At 46.5% G+C, this 17254-nt stretch carries 19 protein-coding genes; 3 read left to right on the top strand and 16 right to left on the bottom strand.

From position 1 onward, the window contains the following. Nucleotides 1-10 precede the first annotated feature (10 nt). From atpA to ICN35_RS00370, 11 genes are all read right to left on the bottom strand, one after another. Nucleotides 11-1552 carry a F0F1 ATP synthase subunit alpha gene (atpA, locus tag ICN35_RS00420; RefSeq protein ID WP_215296082.1) on the bottom strand — a complete coding sequence of 514 codons (1542 nt, stop codon included), beginning with the start codon at nt 1550-1552 and terminating at the stop codon, nt 11-13. 45 nt (nt 1553-1597) lie between these two features. Further along, nucleotides 1598-2134 carry a F0F1 ATP synthase subunit delta gene (locus tag ICN35_RS00415; protein ID WP_215297218.1) on the bottom strand — a complete coding sequence of 179 codons (537 nt, stop codon included), beginning with the start codon at nt 2132-2134 and terminating at the stop codon, nt 1598-1600. Nucleotide 2135: 1 nt separating this feature from the next. After that, nucleotides 2136-2606 (bottom strand): F0F1 ATP synthase subunit B, encoded by a 471-nt coding sequence (locus ICN35_RS00410; protein ID WP_215296081.1) that lies wholly within the window; start codon nt 2604-2606, stop codon nt 2136-2138. Between the two features lie 63 nt (nt 2607-2669). Next, the gene (atpE, locus tag ICN35_RS00405; RefSeq protein ID WP_028818346.1) at nt 2670-2936 is read right to left on the bottom strand and encodes a F0F1 ATP synthase subunit C; all 267 of its coding nucleotides are present in this window, start codon (nt 2934-2936) and stop codon (nt 2670-2672) included. Between the two features lie 43 nt (nt 2937-2979). Next, on the bottom strand, nt 2980-3870 hold the full coding sequence (atpB, locus tag ICN35_RS00400; RefSeq protein WP_215296080.1) for a F0F1 ATP synthase subunit A: 891 nt from the start codon (nt 3868-3870) through the stop codon (nt 2980-2982). A 31-nt stretch (nt 3871-3901) separates the two neighbouring features. After that, nucleotides 3902-4390, bottom strand: coding sequence for an ATP synthase subunit I (locus ICN35_RS00395; RefSeq protein WP_370625639.1), 489 nt, complete (start codon nt 4388-4390; stop codon nt 3902-3904). Nucleotides 4391-4413: 23 nt separating this feature from the next. Next, the gene (locus tag ICN35_RS00390; protein ID WP_216123439.1) at nt 4414-5307 is read right to left on the bottom strand and encodes a ParB/RepB/Spo0J family partition protein; all 894 of its coding nucleotides are present in this window, start codon (nt 5305-5307) and stop codon (nt 4414-4416) included. 22 nt (nt 5308-5329) lie between these two features. Continuing rightward, a complete protein-coding gene (locus ICN35_RS00385) occupies nt 5330-6100 on the bottom strand; it encodes a ParA family protein (RefSeq protein ID WP_216123437.1) in 771 nt (256 codons plus the stop codon). 18 nt (nt 6101-6118) lie between these two features. Beyond that, nucleotides 6119-6787 (bottom strand): 16S rRNA (guanine(527)-N(7))-methyltransferase RsmG, encoded by a 669-nt coding sequence (gene rsmG, locus ICN35_RS00380; protein ID WP_216123434.1) that lies wholly within the window; start codon nt 6785-6787, stop codon nt 6119-6121. Continuing rightward, nucleotides 6784-8703, bottom strand: coding sequence for a tRNA uridine-5-carboxymethylaminomethyl(34) synthesis enzyme MnmG (gene mnmG, locus ICN35_RS00375; protein ID WP_216123432.1), 1920 nt, complete (start codon nt 8701-8703; stop codon nt 6784-6786). Before mnmG ends, rsmG begins: the two co-directional genes overlap by 4 nt. A 106-nt stretch (nt 8704-8809) precedes the next feature. Further along, nucleotides 8810-9547, bottom strand: a complete 738-nt coding sequence (locus ICN35_RS00370; protein ID WP_216123429.1) for a TSUP family transporter — start codon at nt 9545-9547, stop codon at nt 8810-8812. A gap of 157 nt (nt 9548-9704) precedes the next feature. Between ICN35_RS00370 and ICN35_RS00365 the strand changes: the two genes are divergently transcribed. From ICN35_RS00365 to ICN35_RS00355, 3 genes are read left to right on the top strand one after another with little or no spacing between them, the layout of a single operon-like run. After that, entirely contained in the window at nt 9705-10874 is a 1170-nt protein-coding gene (locus ICN35_RS00365) for an acyl-CoA dehydrogenase family protein (protein WP_216123422.1), read from the top strand. Further along, nucleotides 10874-11644, top strand: a complete 771-nt coding sequence (locus ICN35_RS00360; protein ID WP_216123420.1) for an SDR family NAD(P)-dependent oxidoreductase — start codon at nt 10874-10876, stop codon at nt 11642-11644. Before ICN35_RS00365 ends, ICN35_RS00360 begins: the two co-directional genes overlap by 1 nt. 13 nt (nt 11645-11657) lie before the next feature. Further along, nucleotides 11658-12665, top strand: coding sequence for a phosphotransferase family protein (locus ICN35_RS00355; RefSeq protein WP_216123417.1), 1008 nt, complete (start codon nt 11658-11660; stop codon nt 12663-12665). Between the two features lie 5 nt (nt 12666-12670). Here ICN35_RS00355 and ICN35_RS00350 read toward each other — a convergent pair whose 3' ends face one another. From ICN35_RS00350 to ICN35_RS00330, 5 genes are read right to left on the bottom strand one after another with little or no spacing between them, the layout of a single operon-like run. Continuing rightward, the gene (locus tag ICN35_RS00350) at nt 12671-13627 is read right to left on the bottom strand and encodes a branched-chain amino acid ABC transporter permease (protein WP_216123416.1); all 957 of its coding nucleotides are present in this window, start codon (nt 13625-13627) and stop codon (nt 12671-12673) included. Next, nucleotides 13624-14508 carry a branched-chain amino acid ABC transporter permease gene (locus ICN35_RS00345; RefSeq protein WP_215296069.1) on the bottom strand — a complete coding sequence of 295 codons (885 nt, stop codon included), beginning with the start codon at nt 14506-14508 and terminating at the stop codon, nt 13624-13626. The genes ICN35_RS00350 and ICN35_RS00345 overlap by 4 nt, the downstream gene beginning before the upstream one ends. Before the next feature lie 2 nt (nt 14509-14510). Further along, entirely contained in the window at nt 14511-15707 is a 1197-nt protein-coding gene (locus tag ICN35_RS00340; RefSeq protein ID WP_216123415.1) for an ABC transporter substrate-binding protein, read from the bottom strand. 28 nt (nt 15708-15735) lie between these two features. Beyond that, nucleotides 15736-16440, bottom strand: coding sequence for an ABC transporter ATP-binding protein (locus ICN35_RS00335; protein WP_215296067.1), 705 nt, complete (start codon nt 16438-16440; stop codon nt 15736-15738). Further along, the gene (locus ICN35_RS00330) at nt 16437-17198 is read right to left on the bottom strand and encodes an ABC transporter ATP-binding protein (RefSeq protein WP_216123413.1); all 762 of its coding nucleotides are present in this window, start codon (nt 17196-17198) and stop codon (nt 16437-16439) included. Before ICN35_RS00330 ends, ICN35_RS00335 begins: the two co-directional genes overlap by 4 nt. Nucleotides 17199-17254 lie beyond the last annotated feature (56 nt).

Here is a 17254-nt window from a genome sequence, read left to right as displayed (position 1 = left end):
CTATACGTCCTTAGAAGGCTGCTGAACGCTTGTAGTCCTCAATCGCAGCACGCAAAGCGGCTTCGTCTTCTTTGCTCAAATCTTTAGTTTCTTCGATGCGGCCAACTAAATCTGCATATTTAGATTTCAAATGGTCTTGTAAGCCCTTTTCAAATGGCAATACATTCTTCACTTCGATATCGTCAAAGAAACCGTTGTTCACGGCATAGAGTGAAGCAGCCATTTCCCAAACTTGGAGCGGCTTATATTGAGCCTGCTTACACAATTCAGTAACACGACGGCCACGCTCGAGCTGCTTGCGGGTTGCTTCGTCAAGATCTGAGGCGAACTGAGCAAACGCTGCCAATTCACGGTATTGCGCTAAGTCGGTACGAATACCACCAGACAATTTCTTAATGACTTTAGTTTGTGCTGCACCACCAACGCGGGAAACCGAAATACCGGCGTTAATCGCAGGACGCACACCAGCGTTGAACAAGTCAGTTTCCAAGAAGATCTGACCGTCAGTAATGGAAATCACGTTGGTTGGAACGAATGCAGAAACGTCACCAGCTTGAGTTTCAATAATTGGCAAAGCAGTCAAAGAGCCGGTTTTACCTTTTACTGCGCCGTTGGTGAACTTCTCAACATACTCAGCGTTTACACGAGCAGCGCGCTCGAGCAAGCGTGAGTGGAGGTAGAACACGTCACCAGGATAGGCTTCGCGACCTGGTGGGCGACGTAGCAACAAGGAGATTTGACGATAAGCAACCGCTTGCTTGGTCAAGTCATCGTAAACAATCAAAGCATCTTCGCCACGATCACGGAAATATTCACCCATGGTGCAACCTGCGTATGCAGAGAGGTATTGCATCGCTGCAGACTCGGAAGCACTCGCTGCAACCACTACGGTGTAATCCATCGCGCCCAATTCTGTGAGCTTGCGAACCACGTTAGCAATAGTAGAAGCCTTTTGACCAATCGCAACGTAAACGCAATAAACGCCTTTACCCTTTTGGTTAATGATCGCGTCAACTGCAACCGCTGTCTTACCAGTTTGACGGTCGCCAATGATCAACTCACGCTGACCACGACCAATAGGAACCATCGCGTCAATCGCTTTCAAACCCGTTTGTACTGGCTGGCTAACAGATTGACGTGCGATCACGCCAGGAGCAACTTTTTCAATAAAGTCAGTTAACTTGGTATTGATTGGGCCTTTGCCATCAATGGGTTGACCAAGTGCGTTAACAACGCGCCCGAGCAACTCTGGACCAACGGGAACTTCTAAAATGCGGCCCGTACATTTAACGGGGTCGCCTTCTTTAATGTGAGTATATTCACCCAACACTACAGCACCAACAGAATCACGCTCAAGGTTCAAAGCGAGGCCGATAGTGTTGTTAGGGAACTCCAACATTTCGCCTTGCATAACACCTGACAAGCCATGAACACGGCAAATACCGTCGGTCACGGAAATGACGGTACCTTCATTGCGAGACTGGGTGTCAACGCCCATTTCGCTAATTCGGCTTTTGATCAGCTCGCTGATCTCGGAAGGGTTGAGTTGCATTACTTACTCCTGGGTCTTATTTCGTATGTTCTTAATCGGGATAACTTATGCGCCAAGACTTGCTTGCATTTGAGCTAACCGTGCCTTTACAGAACTATCCATTACTTCATCACCAACTTGAATGCGAACACCGCCAATCAATGCTGGATCAACCTGAATAGTTGGGCGCAAATCTTTACCCCCAAAACGCTTCTTCAAACTTGACAACAAATCATTTAGTGCACTTCCCTCCAGAGGGAATGCGCTGGTAATCATTACTTCTGCTGCACCTTCGCTTTTATTTTTCATCGACTCAAATTGGCTTGCAATTTCAGGGATGGCTGCGAGACGATGGCTTTGATTCACAAGGCTTAAAAAGCTAGAAACTTTGCCATCTAACTTTGTCTTGACCATACCGGAAAGAAGCTTAGTCAAATCATCAGCAGAAACTTTTGGATTATTAGACAAACCAGCAACTTCCGGCAGCACAGCGAGCTGAGCCAATTCATTCAACTGCTCGAGCATCGAAGCAAGTTCAGCAGACTGAGCACTTTGAAAAAGTGCCTCAGCATAAGGACGTGCAATGGTGGCTAACTCAGCCATATCAAAGCTCTGCCTTAAGTTGATCAAGCAATGCGCCGTGGGCTTTTGCATCCACTTCACGACGCAAAATCTGCTCAGCGCCTTTAACGGCTAACACAGCCACTTCCGCACGCAATACTTCACGAGCACGAGTCACTTGTTGATCAGCATCTTCTTTCGCTTGCGAAATAATGCGCGCAGCTTCAGCTTGTGCGTTCGCACGAATTTCTTCGGCTGACATTTGCGCACGTTTTTCTGCTTCAGCCACACGCTGAATACCTTCTTGACGTGCTTTAGAAAGCTCTTGTTCGGCCGCATTATTTGCGAGTGCTAATTCTTCTTTGCCGCGCTCGGCCGCAGCCAAGCCATCTGCAATTTTGGTCGAACGCTCGTCTAATGCCTTAACCAATGGAGGCCACACAAAACGTGCAACCACCCACCATAAGACAAAAAAGACGATCATTTGCGCGAATAGGGTCGCGTTCAGATTCACGATATTCCTTTCAGTATTGTTGAGAACGGTTGGATGACCCGTTGGTCATCCACGCCAAAACAATTACTTAATAACTGCGAGCAGTGGGTTTGCGAAAGCAAACAACATTGCAACACCAACGCCGATCAAGAACGCAGCGTCGATCAAACCAGCCAAAAGGAACATTTTGGTTTGCAATTCGTTGATGAGTTCTGGTTGACGGGCAGCGCCCTCAATGAACTTACCACCCATTAGGCCAATGCCCAAACAGGCTCCTAAAGCGCCGAGGCCGATGATGAGGCCAATACCGATAGCGGTTAGTCCTTGAATGTTGGCTAAGAATGCTTGCATGTTTACTCCTAAGTATTGAAGGTGAGGTTAAAAATAAAAAAGGTTAATGGTGACTATGCGCTTGGCCGATGTAAACCAAGGTCAACATCATAAAAATAAAGGCTTGCAACAAAATCACCAAAATATGAAAAATAGCCCAAGCAGAGCCCGCAAGTACGTTGCCAACAAAGCCGAGCATGTAGAGATCTAAATTGAAGGTCCACATACTTCCCAAGAGGGCGATCAACAAAAATATCAACTCGCCAGCATACATATTGCCAAAAAGTCGCATCCCTAAAGAAACACCTTTAGCAATATATTCAATGATGTTGAGGATGAGATTAAATGGGGCCAAATACCACTTAGCGCCAAAAGGGGCAGAAATGAGCTCATGCAGAAATCCGCCAACGCCTTTTACCTTAAAGCTGTAAAAGAAAACCAACAGCAACACTGAGAAAGACATTCCAAGGGTGGCATTCAGATCCGTGGTTGGAACAATCTTATGGTGCGGCACGTGCACACCAAAACCTTCAATAAAGTGATTGACGCCAACAACCCAATCTACCGGAACTAAATCCAAAGTATTTAAGAGAATGATCCAGCAAAAAACAAACAGGGCCAATGGGGCAATATAAGATCTGTCACCGTGAACAATCCCTTTGGATTGAGTCTCGACCATTTCAACCAGCATTTCAACCAAACATTGAAAGCGGCCCGGGACACCTGGCGAAGCTTTGCGAGCGGCGATCACCAACAGTAGGACTGCGACCAAGCCCATGAGGGTGGTCCAAAACATGGTATCGAAATGAATAACGCTGAAGTCAATAATGGATGCCTGTGGCCCCCCAATATTGTTGAGATTTTGCAGATGTTCCGCAATGTAAGCAGTTGGTGTAAGCGCTTCTGTAGCCGCGTGGTGGCCTACTTCTGCTGCTGCGTTAACTTCACTAGACATCTCTTACTTGTCCTTGTTTATTTGCTTCTTGTTACTTCCAAAACCACGCCAACAAGTAACACTTGAGGGTAGCCAAATAAGTAACAAGCAACGGGATCCATTTCAAATCAGGCTGCTTTAGGGCAAAGCCTATGAACAAAACGATAGTTACTAGGATTTTGATAAATTCGCCAGAAACCACTGCCGCCAAAAAGCCGCCGGGGCTGCGTTTGACACTCTTCTTTGCCGCCTCTATTCGCATCAAAAACAGCGCGGAAGGCAAAAATCCAATCAAACCGCCTACTAAAGCCGAATAAGTATAAACGCTTTTATCAGCTTGACTGGAAAAAACAAAGCACGCTCCAGCAATCACCAGAGTAACCGCTACCTGACTTAAAACAACCCACCATGAATTGATTGAAGAAAAATTACGTGGCTTTGATGCACGCAAGGCATCCATTTCTTCTTTGCTAAGGGTTTTAAAGGAATCTTCCTCAATTTCATCCCATTCACGTTTGGTATTGAGCGGTTTGTTATTCACAAAAGTCTTTTGCCAATGAGCAGCTAGTCAGCCGCTATACCCAGCTTTTTTAATAGGGAATCAAGCTCATCAAACTGGCTAAAGCGAATTCTGAGCTCTCCGCCTTTGCCTTTGAACTTAAATTCAGCATTTAACCCAATTAAATCAGCGATTTCTTGGGTTAAGCGGCGCATGTCAGGATCACGACTCGGCACAACTTCACCAGCCTTAGTCTTTGTTTTTTTGTCCCCAATTTGTCCGCCTGCAATTACCAGCGCTGCAGCCATTCTTTCCGCTTCGCGCACAGAAAGGCCTTGAGCGGCAATCTTCTGTGCCAGTGCAACCTGGCTAGCACTAGGAAGCGGCAACAGCGCACGGGCATGGCCCATATCAATATCACCCGCCAACAGCATTGCTTGTACAGGCTTGGCCAGCTGCGCTAAGCGCAATAAATTACTAATGGCGCTACGGGACTTGCCCACTGCTTTTGCAGCCTGCTCATGCGTAAAACCAAATTCTTCGATCAAACGCGCCAAACCCTGTGACTCCTCTAGAGGGTTTAAGTCCTCACGTTGCATATTCTCTACCAAAGCCATTGCGGCTGCGGCTTGATCATCAGCATCAGAAACCAAAACAGGAACTTCTTTTAAGCCGGCAAGCGTGGCGGCACGAAAGCGTCTTTCACCAGCAATAATTTCGTACTTACCAGCGCTTACCATTCTCACCAAGAGCGGTTGCATCACGCCTTGTTCTCGAATGCTCTCCGCCAATTCTTGAAGTGCGCCCGTTTCCATTTTTTGACGTGGCTGGTATTTGCCCGCTTGCAATGCAGTTAAGGGCAAACGGTTTATTTCTGCGGAAGAGTTCGCTTGCGCAGCTTTCTCACCGAGCAAGGCCTCTAGACCCCTGCCTAAACCTTTTTTCTTAATGGCAACCATGATGTTCTATCTTCTTAAAAAATTACATGTGTTTGATGCGCTCAACCATCTCGGCGCCAAACTCTAAATATGCTTTTGCACCGCGCGATGTCTTGTCAAACGCAACGCCCGGAAGGCCATAAGATGGCGCCTCGGCAAGCCTGACATTACGAGGAATAATCGCCTTAAAGACCTTATCTCCAAAGTGTTCTATTAACTGATCGGATACTTGCTGCTGCAAGGTCATGCGCGCATCAAACATGACTCGCAATAAGCCAATAATCACCAGGTCAGGATTTAAATTGGCATGCACTTGTTTAATGGTGTTTACCAAATCCGACAAGCCTTCTAGCGCAAAGTACTCACACTGCATTGGTACGATGACGCCATTCGCTGCACACAATCCATTGAGCGTTAACAATGACAAAGCAGGCGGGCAATCAATCAAGATGAAGTCATAGTCAGTGGCTACTTGCGCAAGCGCATCTTTCAAACGTGATTCGCGCGCATCCATATCTACCAATTCAATTTCCGCTCCTGCTAAATCACGATTGGCAGGTAACACATCGTAGCCAGAACTTTCGCAAGGTTGTGCGCAATCTTTTACTGCAGCCAAGCCAATTAAAACTTGATAAACGCTGTTGTTCAAATCTGCTTTTTCAACCCCAGAGCCCATCGTGGCGTTCCCTTGTGGATCTAAGTCCACCAGCAATACTCGCTGTCCAAGCCCAACTAATCCCGCAGCTAAATTAACCGCAGTAGTGGTCTTACCAACGCCGCCTTTTTGATTTGCAATACAGAATATTTTTGCCATGGGTGCTTTAGGGTTTGCTTAAAGGGAAGACTTCGATTTTCTCATGGGGGTGAACACCAACAAACGGCGCTCAACCGGCAGATTAGGAATAAACAGGGCTTGATCGGCCAATAAACGCCAATCGTCTTTACTTACCTCAGCCATTTCCTCGTCCGCCCGCTTAGCTTTCATGGCAAATACGAGACCATCCGGCTTGAGAAGTGGCAAGGAGAGCTCCAAAAAGCGTGCTAGATTGGTAAACGCACGTGAAATAACAGCATCAAATTGGCTAGGTTGTTGCATCGCAACATTTTCAACTCTTTCGCTTAATACTTCGATGTTTTTGAGCTTTAGCTTTCCTCGTATATGTTGCAAAAAAGCCGTCTTTTTACGGATTGCCTCAATCAGAGTCAAGCGCCACTCAGGCTCGACAATGGCAATGGGAATGGCCGGCAAGCCACCGCCCGAGCCGAGGTCGGCAATTTTAGGCGTGGATGTCTTTAGAAATTGCCTCAATAGAGGTAAAACAGAAATAGAATCAATCAGATGGAGGCGCACTGAATCTTTTTGATCTTCAATTGCCGTGAGGTTATGCACCTGATTCCAGCGGATCATTTCTTGCAAAAAAACCTCTAAGTCTGCAATGTTGGCATCACTTAAATTGAGGCCCAATTCTTCAATGCCCAGCGCAAGCAAATCTTCGGTCATGCAGCCTCTTGGGTTCGGCCCAAACCTTTTTTAAGGTGTACCAAAAGCAAAGAAAGTGCTGCTGGAGTTACTCCTGAGATTCTTCCTGCTTGACCCAGTGTTGCTGGTTTATGCAAATTCAGCTTTTGCTGAACCTCTTTAGACAGACCCAGAACTTGCGAATAATCAAGCGACTCTGGGAGGGGGAAGGTCTCGTTGTGCTCCTGACGGGTAATTTCAAGTGTCTGACGATCAATGTAGCCCTGGTATTTAATGGAAATCTCGACCTGGTCACTAATTTGAGCAGTTAAACCGAGATCTTCATCCAAAACACCTGGCGACCACATGCCGTCTCCCAAGCTAGTAATGGCTTGATAAGTAATGCCGGGGCGCCTTAAAAGCTCGGTTAAATTACATTCATGGGATAAGTCTTGACCCAGCAACTGAGAAACCAGGGGGGCGGCTTCATGTTTTGGCCCCACCCAAATATCTTGCAAACGAGATGTTTCACGTGAAACAGCCTCTTGTTTTCTACAAAATACTTCCCAACGATAGTCATCAACTAAGCCAAGTTCACGACCAATCCCAGTTAAACGCATATCTGCATTGTCTTCGCGCAAGCTCAAGCGGTACTCGGCACGACTAGTAAACATACGGTAGGGCTCTTGGACCCCGCGGGTGATTAAGTCATCTACGAGGACACCAATATAGGATTCGCTCCGCTTTGGAAGCCAAGGCTCTTTGCCTTGGGAGGCCAATCCAGCATTAATACCTGCCAACATGCCTTGGGCGGCAGCCTCTTCATAACCCGTTGTGCCATTGATCTGCCCAGCAAAATACAAGCCCCCAATAACCTTAGTCTCTAGGCTATGGCGCAATTGGCGTGGATCAAAGAAGTCATACTCAATGGCATACCCCGGGCGCACAATGACTGCAGACTCTAAGCCGCGAATGCTGCGGACCAATTCCCATTGAATATCAAAGGGGAGGCTAGTCGAAATCCCATTGGGATAAAACTCATTGGTTGTTAGTCCCTCAGGCTCCAAAAAGATCTGATGGCTATTTTTAGAGGCAAAACGATGAATTTTGTCCTCAATCGAAGGGCAGTAGCGTGGACCAACGCCCTCAATCACGCCCGTATACATTGGCGAGCGATCCAAACCACCCCGAATAATGTCATGCGTTTTCTCATTTGTATGAGAAATCCAACAGGGAACCTGCCTAGGATGCTGTTCTGGGCGCCCTAAATAGGAAAAAACGGGGAGCGGATCCAAGTCGCCAGGCTGCTCAAGCATGACTGAGAAGTCAATAGTTCTGCCATCAATGCGTGGTGGAGTGCCAGTCTTTAGTCTACCCTGGGGAAGCTTTAGCTCTTTCAGGCGGGCAGAGAGGGAAACGGCCGCAGGATCACCTGCACGACCACCGGCATAGTTATTCAAGCCAACATGGATCTTGCCATCCAAAAAGGTTCCTGCGGTAAGAACTACTTTTTTGGCCATAAACTCGAGACCCATTTGGGTCAACACACCTTGAACCTCGTCGCCCTGAACTATAAGATCATCTACCGCAGCCTGAAATAGGCTTAAGTTGGGTTGGTTTTCGAGCCTTCGTCGGATAGCAGCTTTATAGAGGATTCGATCGCCTTGAGCACGAGTCGCACGAACCGCGGGACCCTTGCTTGAATTGAGAATCCGGAACTGGATTCCTGCCTCGTCAGTTGCGGCAGCCATGGCACCACCCATGGCATCAATTTCTTTAACTAGGTGACCCTTACCAATCCCTCCAATCGAAGGATTGCAACTCATTGCCCCCAGATTTTCAATGCTGTGGGTAATTAATAGGGTGTCGCAGCCCATGCGCGCCGATGCAAGGGCAGCCTCAGTCCCAGCGTGCCCACCGCCTACAACAATGACATCGAAACTTTTGGAATAACGCATGATTTGCCTCAGATAGGGCGATGATCATAGCATTTTGTTTGTTTCACGTGAAACAAAAGATCATAAAATCTTGGAAAATCAATGGGGTAATTTATAAGTCGTTGATTTAATTGATAAAATATGCATTCCAGGCTGACTTCAGAATCAAAGCCGTCACAATGACCAAAAAAGCCTTTCTAACAAATGAGCTGCCGTGCTGAATTGCCAGGCGGCTTCCAAATTGACTGCCTGCAATGTTGGCAATCATCATGGCCAAACCAAGAGGCCAGTTAATTTGCCCAAGACTGGCTAGCATTAAGATAGCAGCTAAATTAGTGGCGACATTCACCAGTTTTGTTGCAGCTGAGGCATGCAAAAAGTCAAAAGCAAAGAATCGCACAAAACCAAAAAGCAAAAAGCTGCCAGTGCCAGGGCCGAAGAAGCCATCGTAAAACCCAATTGTTAGTCCAAGCGCAGCTGCTTTAAATTGCTGAAAACGACTTTCGCCTTTGGGAGCATGTGCCTCACCAAGCGATGGCTGAAACCAGGTGTAGAGCAAAAGAAACAGCAAAACAAAGGGCAGCGCTTTACGCAAAGGCTCTGCTGGAAAGCTGCTGACTGCGCTGGCACCCAAAAGCGAGCCTAAAAAACCCGCCACGATTGCAGGCAATACAACCGCCCAGGGCAGGGAGACATGGCGCAAATATTTTCGTGCAGCATTTAAAGTGCCGCCAACAGCAGAAACTTTATTAGTAGAAAGTAATGTTGCAGGATGTTCGTTAGGGTAAGCAGCAAATAGAGCGGGGACCTGAATTAAGCCTCCGCCGCCAGCCACTGCATCAACTAAGCCAGCAAAAAAAGCCATCGCCAATAGCAAGGGCCAAATGAAAATTGAAAATTCGATAAAGGGCTCAATTAAAAAATAATCATAAGGTCTTACGTGGCAGCCTTATTCAAAATGTATTTTAGTCATAGGAAGTTTTAAGTGTAATTTCAGTTTTGCCTGCTATTACAATCTAACAATGGACTTCTCTTTAACGCCCAAACTAGAAGGGTTGCGGGATCGGACGCGCTCATTTATTCGCGATCAAGTGATTCCGTTCGAAAAAGATCCGCGCCAAAATGAACACGGCCCCTCCGAAGAGTTACGTAAAGAGTTAATCGAGCTTGCTCGAATAGCGGGTTTATTAACGCCACACGCTTCGATTGAAATGGGTGGCTTGGGATTAAGTCATATAGAAAAAGCCATCGTTTTTGAAGAGGCGGGCTACTCTTCATTAGGGCCGACTGCGATGAATATCCACGCGCCCGATGAAGGCAACATTCATTTACTAGAAGAAATTGCTAGTCCAGAACAAAAAGAGCGTTGGCTTCGCCCCTTAGTTGCAGGAAAAATTCGCTCATGTTTTGCCATGACAGAACCTGCTCCCGGGGCTGGCTCAGATCCTTCAATGCTCATGACCACAGCCACTAAAGATGGTGAAGATTATCTTATTAACGGTCTAAAGTGGTTTATTACTGGGGCCGATGGAGCAGACTTTGTCATCATCATGGCCCGCGGGGAAGATGGCTCTGCCACCATGTTTTTATCAGACATGAATGTGCCAGGTATTGAGCTTGTTCGAAATATGGATGCGATGGATAGCTGCTTTGCTGGCGGGCATAGCGTTCTTCGGTTCACAAATTTACGCGTCTCTTCCAAACAAATATTGGGTGAGCTTGGTAAGGGCTTTAAAAATGCTCAAGTACGCTTAGCACCTGCGCGACTTACCCATTGCATGCGTTGGCTTGGTCAAGCGCAACGTGCGCAAGACATTGCAATTGCCTACGCAAAGAAAAGGGAAGCCTTTGGGAAAATTTTAGGCGAGCATGAGGGCGTTGGATTTATGTTGGCAGATAACGATATGGATCTGCAAATCTCTCGACTAAATATTTGGCATACTGCCTGGCTTTTGGATCAAGGGCAGCGTTGCAATTTTGAGTCTAGTCGCGCTAAAGTCATTTGCTCTGAGGCCGAGTGGCGAGTGGTAGATCGTTGCGTACAAATGTTGGGTGGCCAAGGTGTCACCAGTGAAACCGCGCTGATGAAAATTTTTAAAGATATGCGTGGCTTCCGAATCTACGATGGCCCAAGTGAAGTTCATCGTTGGAGCATGGCCCGCAAAATTATTGGAAATAAAGAAACTAAGTGATGGATATCAATCAGCTGTTTCGATTGGATAATAAAACAGCGCTTGTAACGGGCGCGTCGAGTGGTATCGGCAAGCATTGCGCGCTACTGCTTGCCAAGGCTGGAGCAAAGGTAGCAATTGCATCTCGACGTATAGACCAACTTCAATCTGTAGTCGATGAAATTACTCAATTGGGCGGCCAAGCAAAAGCATTTGAGCTTGATGTCACGAACAACAAAAGTGTGACGCAGTGTTTTGATGAGCTTGCGCAGTGGTCATTGCCGACGATCGTTATTAACAACGCTGGCATGAGCATCAATCGCAAATTACTTGACCAAACTGAGGAAGACTGGGATCGGGTAATCGATACGAATCTGAAGGGCTGTTGGTTGGTTGCTACCGAAGCGGCGCGGCGACTAGCGGAAGCCAATAAGTCTGGAAATATTGTCAATATTGCCTCTATCTTGGGGGAGCGAGTCATCGGCGGGGTAGCCCCTTATGTCATCTCAAAAGCGGGCGTGGTGCAACTGACAAAAGTAATGGCTCTTGAATTAGCGCGTCATCAAATCCGCGTCAATGCCCTGTTACCAGGCTATGTGATTACTGACCTCAATCGCGAATTTCTACTAAGTGAAGCTGGACAAAAAATTCTGGCGCGCATCCCTTCACGGCGGTTTAATAATTTAGAAGACTTAAATGGGCCATTATTGCTCTTGGTCTCTGACGCCAGTACTGCAATGAACGGTGCAACTATTGCGGTAGATAGCGGCCACCTGATTAACGGCTTATAAATACAAATTGCTTATGCAAACCCCCTCTTTTCAAGAGTCGCTTGAGCAGTACTTGAATTCATTAGGGTTTATTAGAGGCCGGATTGAGATTAGCCAACTAACTGGTGGCCAATCTAACCCGACATTCAAAATTACTAACGGCAGTTCTCATTACGTGCTTAGAAAAAAACCGAATGGGGTTTTATTGCCATCAGCGCATGCGGTTGATCGAGAGTATCGCGTGATGAAAGCGCTGGCAGGTACAGACGTACCGGTTCCCCAAATGCTAGCTTATTGTGAAGATGAGAGCATTATTGGAACCGCCTTTTTCGTCATGGAATATCTTGATGGAAGGGTGTTCGTTGATCAGTCTTTGCCAGATATGTCAGCAAATGATCGTCGTGAGATTTATGAAGAAATGAATCGCACTATCTCTGCTATACATCGCCAAGATTATGCGTCGCTTGAATTAGAAACTTTTGGTAAGCCTGGCAACTATTTTGCAAGACAAATTGCGCGCTGGTCTCGGCAAGTGCGCGAAGCCAGTATTGCCATACCTGATTCTCTTAATAAATTGATGGACTGGTTGCCAGAGCACATTCCTGCTGGAGACGAAACTTCGCTCATCCATGGCGACTTTCGCATGGACAATCTCATCTTTCACAAAACGGATTTACGCATCATCGGCGTTTTGGATTGGGAGCTTTCTACGCTTGGCAACCCGTTGGCTGACTTTACTTACCAATGCATGGCCTGGAGAATCCCGCCAAGCCTATGGCGCGGAATACAAGGCCTCGACTTGCTTGCACTAGGAATTCCTAGTGAGTCTGAATATATCGCTATGTATGAAAAACAAGTGGGAAGATCGATTTCAGAACACTGGCCTTTTTTGATGGCCTACAACTTATTTCGAATTTCGGCAATTTTGCACGGCATTACTAAACGCGCAATGGATGGCAATGCCAATGCAAGCGATGCCATTGAAAACGGGGCAAAAGCGGGGGCACTTGCTGATCTCGGTTGGGCTTGTACACAACAGTAAAGCTATTACTTTTTAGTAAAGATGCCAACCAAGCCACGGCGAAAAGCCATTACACAGAAAACAAATATCAGGCCCGTAACAATGGTGACGGACTCGCCCAAAGAGTTAAACCACGCAACACCCGTAATTTGAGCTAAGAAGTTTCCAATCTCACCCACTCTATGTTCAAGCAGAACAATTACCAGCGCTCCAACAAATGGGCCCACCAAGGTGCCAACACCACCAACCAAGGTCATCAAAATAACCAAGCCGGACATTGACCAGTGCACATCTGTCAGCGTCTCGAAGCCTAAGACTAATGCTTGAACGGCCCCAGCCAAACCAGCTAGTGCAGCAGACAAAATAAATACTAAAAACTTAAAACGATTGACGTTATAGCCTAGAGATATTGCACGCGGCTCGTTTTCTTTAATTGCTTTTAGGATCTGTCCAAACGGGGAGGAAATGATTCTGGAAATGAATAAGAACCCAACAAGTGTTGTAGCCAAAACAAAGTAATAAAGATTTAAGTCATTTTGTAAATTGATTAGGCCAAATAGTTCGCCTCTTGGGATACCCTGAAAGCCATCCTCGCCCCCAGAAGCTGGGGCTTGCAGGCAAATAAAGTAAAACATTTGCGCCAAGGCCAAAGTAATCATAGAAAAGTAAATGCCCTGTCTTCTAATTGCAAGGCCGCCAATCAGCGCACCCAAGGCCGCGGCAAACAAAACCCCAAGCAAGATTCCGCCGGCCGGGCCAACGCCCATTTCGCGCATCAAATATCCCGCACAGTATCCGGCGCCACCGAAAAATGCGGCATGGCCAAAAGATAGAAGGCCTGTATAGCCTAACAATAAATTAAATGCTGCCGCAAAAAGAGCAAAACATAAAATCTTCATTAGGAAAATAGGGTAAGCAAAAAATGGCGCCGCTATTGCGACAGCAAGTATTGCCAGAAAAAACCAGGGCTTAAGTGATTTCATTTTTCACGCCCAAACAGGCCTGCCGGCCTAAAGAGCAAAACAATCACCATGATCGCAAATACCACAGTGCTTGAAGCTTCTGGATAAAACACCTTGGTCAAACCCTCAACCAAACCCAATCCTAGGCCAGTAACAATTGACCCCATGATAGAGCCCATACCACCAATCACCACTACAGCAAACACAACAATGATGAGGTTAGACCCCATCAGCGGAGAAACCTGAATAATCGGCGCAGCGAGCACACCTGAAAAAGCCGCGAGTGCTACCCCAAACCCATAAGTCAATGTTGTCATCAGAGGAAAATTCACCCCAAATGCCTGAACTAGTGTTGGGTTTTCTGTGCCAGCGCGTAAATAAGCGCCAATGCTGGTTTTTTCTATCACGTACCATGTGGCAAAACATACGGTAAGGGAAGCAAGCACCACCCATGCGCGATAGTTTGGTAAAACCATAAAACCTAAATCGGTGGCTCCGCGCAGGGCATCGGGAGCGCTATAAGACAAACCCGAAGCGCCATATATGGAGCGCAGCACGCCCTCGATAAAAAGCGTTAAACCAAAGGTCAACAACAATCCGTACAAATGATCGAGCTTATACAAATGCCTTAGCAATAAACGCTCAATCACAATGCCAATCAAACCAACAATGATTGGGGCCAGTATCAGCATCACCCAATAGTTAATTCCAAAATATTGCCCAGCCATCCACGTCACAATGGCGCCCAACATAAACATGGCGCCATGTGAAAAATTAATCACATTTAACAGGCCAAAGATTACCGCCAATCCCAAACTGAGGATTGCATAGAAGCTGCCGTTAACCAGCCCCAAAAGGAGCTGGCTTAACAGAGCGGAAATAGAAAGGCCGAAGATTTCCAAGATTACTTATTAGCGCACTGAGAATAAGCCTCTGGAGCAAAAGCTTTTTCCCCAGGCACGGTAGCAACTAACTTGTAGTAATCCCATGGACTTTTGACTTCGCTTGGGGCTTTCACTTCATAAAGATACATGTCATGAACCATGGTTCCGTCTTTGCGGATATAACCATTTTTCGTGAACATATCGTTAATTTTGACCTTGCGCATTTGCTGCATCACTTTGTCCGAATCACTGGTACCGGCCGCTTTAACAGCATTCAAATAAGTCATCGTAGATGAATAGTTGCCTGCCTGAACCATCGTTGGCATGCGTTTCATTTTTTCAAAGAAACGTTTTGCAAACTTACGAGTCTGGTCGTTCTGATCCCAATACCAGGCCTCGGTAGCTAGCAAGCCTTGTGCATTTTGGATGCCAATTGCGTGCACATCAGTAATAAATACTAATAAACCAGCAATCTTCATGGTTTTGGTAATGCCGAACTCATTGGCGGCCTTAACGGAATTAATGGTGTCACCACCCGCATTAGCTAAGCCCAAAACCTGAGCTTTTGAAGCCTGTGCCTGCAATAGATAAGATGAAAAATCGCTCGCATTGAGTGGGTGCTTTGATGTTCCCAAAACCTTTCCACCGCTGGCATTAATCACGTTGGTTGCATCTTTCTCAAGGGCATAACCAAAAGCGTAGTCAGCAGTCAAAAAATACCAAGTCTTTAAGCCTTTGTCCATCATCCCTTTAGCTGAGCCGTTTGCCAAAGCAACCGTGTCATAGGTGTAGTGAATGGTGTATGGGGTGCACTGTTCATTGGTTAATGCGGAAGTGCCAGCGCCGTTATTGATGTAAATCCGTTTTTTTTCTGCGGCCACTTTTGAAGTTGCTAGCGCAGTTCCGGAGTTAGTTCCACCAAAGACAACGGTAACGCCGTCTTGGTCAATCCATTCTCTAGTTTTAGATGCAGCAATATCTGCTTTGTTTTGGTGGTCCGCTGAAACCACTTCAATTTTTTTACCCAAAACACTGCCACCAAAATCGGCAATAGCCATCTTGATCGCCTCCAAACCGCCCTGACCATCAATATCTGAATACAAACCAGAGATATCAGTAATAAAACCAATTTTTACAGCGGATGGATCCGCCGCATTCGCACCACTAGAAACTGCAGCTAGGGCTGCCACTGCCATAGAAATTAAAGTCCGCTTCATTGTTTTTCCTTTAAAAGTAAACACCCGACTAAACGCCTAAATAACCGTTTAAGACTTCGGCCTTGGCCTTTAAGTCTGCACGCTCAACCACCTCTACTATCAAACCACTTTCAACCACATAATGTCTGTCTGCAAGTTCCGCCGCAAATCTAAAGTTTTGCTCTACCAACACAATCGTAAAGCCCTTATTTCTTAATTTAGATACCACTTCACCAAGCTTTTCGACAATCACAGGCGCGAGACCTTCGGTGATCTCATCTAACAACAAAAGTTTGGCGCCAGTTCTTAAAATTCGAGCCATAGCCAGCATTTGCTGCTCACCACCAGAAAGTCTGGTGCCCGGACTATTTCTTCTTTCATAAAGATTTGGGAACATCTCGTAAATTTCTTCTAGCTCCATGCCACCAGAAGAAACCTTTGGAGGAAGTAGTAGGTTCTCTTGCGCGTCTAGGCTACCAAAAATACCCCTCTCTTCTGGACAATAGCCAATGCCTAGACGAGCAATTTGATAGGTTGGGAGATCAACGGTCTCGACTCCAAAGACATTGATAACGCCCTTACGCTTACTGGTCATGCCCAAGATGGTTTTCAGAATGGTGCTTCTGCCAGCGCCGTTTCTTCCTAAAAGCGTGACAACCTCACCATCGCGCACCGCAAAATTTACACCATGCAAAATATGGGACTCCCCATACCAGGACTCTAAATTTTTAACCTCTAGCGCCATACCGCTCATAAATTATCGCCCCCGTGGCTGCCCATATAGGCCTCAATCACTAGCGGGTTTTTCGAAACCTCTTGATAAGGGCCTTCTGCCAAAACGGCCCCGCGCTGGAGCACAGTAATCCGATCAGCAATCGAAGCAACAACTTTCATATTGTGCTCAACCATCAAAATGGTGCGTCCCTTAGCAACACGGTCAATCAACTCTGTGACGCGCTCTACGTCCTCATGCCCCATCCCTTGCGTAGGCTCATCTAAGAGCATTAATTCTGGCTCCATGGCTAGAGTGGTTGCTATTTCTAGTGCTCGCTTACGTCCATAAGCCAGGTTCAAAGTTTGCTCGTGGGCAAACTCCTCCAAACCAACCTCATGAAGCAGCTCTAAAGCGCGATCGTTCAGAATATTGAGAGAGTCGCCGGATTTCCAAAAATGAAACTCGGTACCCAACCCTCGCTGCAGCGCAACACGAACGTTTTCTAAAACACTTAAATGGGGGAAAACAGCTGAAATTTGAAAGGAGCGAATAATTCCCCGTCGTGCAATTAAGGCTGGGGCCTCATTTGTAATATCTAAACCATTAAATAAGATATGACCGCTACTGGGTTCTAAGAATTTAGTTAGCAAATTGAAGCATGTGGTTTTGCCCGCCCCATTGGGTCCTATGAGGGCATGAATACTCCCCCTTGACACCTTTAAGTTAACATCAGTAACAGCAGAAAACCCCTTAAAGGATTTCCCCAGGCCAACTGTCTCTAATATTGTTTCTTGCAATCTATTGTCCTCTACCCTTTGCTGGGGCAAGGTATTGAGGATACCCCAAGACGGGC

The organism is Polynucleobacter sp. es-GGE-1 (assembly GCF_018882005.1).
Lineage (GTDB): Bacteria > Pseudomonadota > Gammaproteobacteria > Burkholderiales > Burkholderiaceae > Polynucleobacter.
The sequence above is the reverse complement of the archived record's forward strand: the minus strand, read 5'-3'. Positions and strand labels throughout refer to the sequence as shown.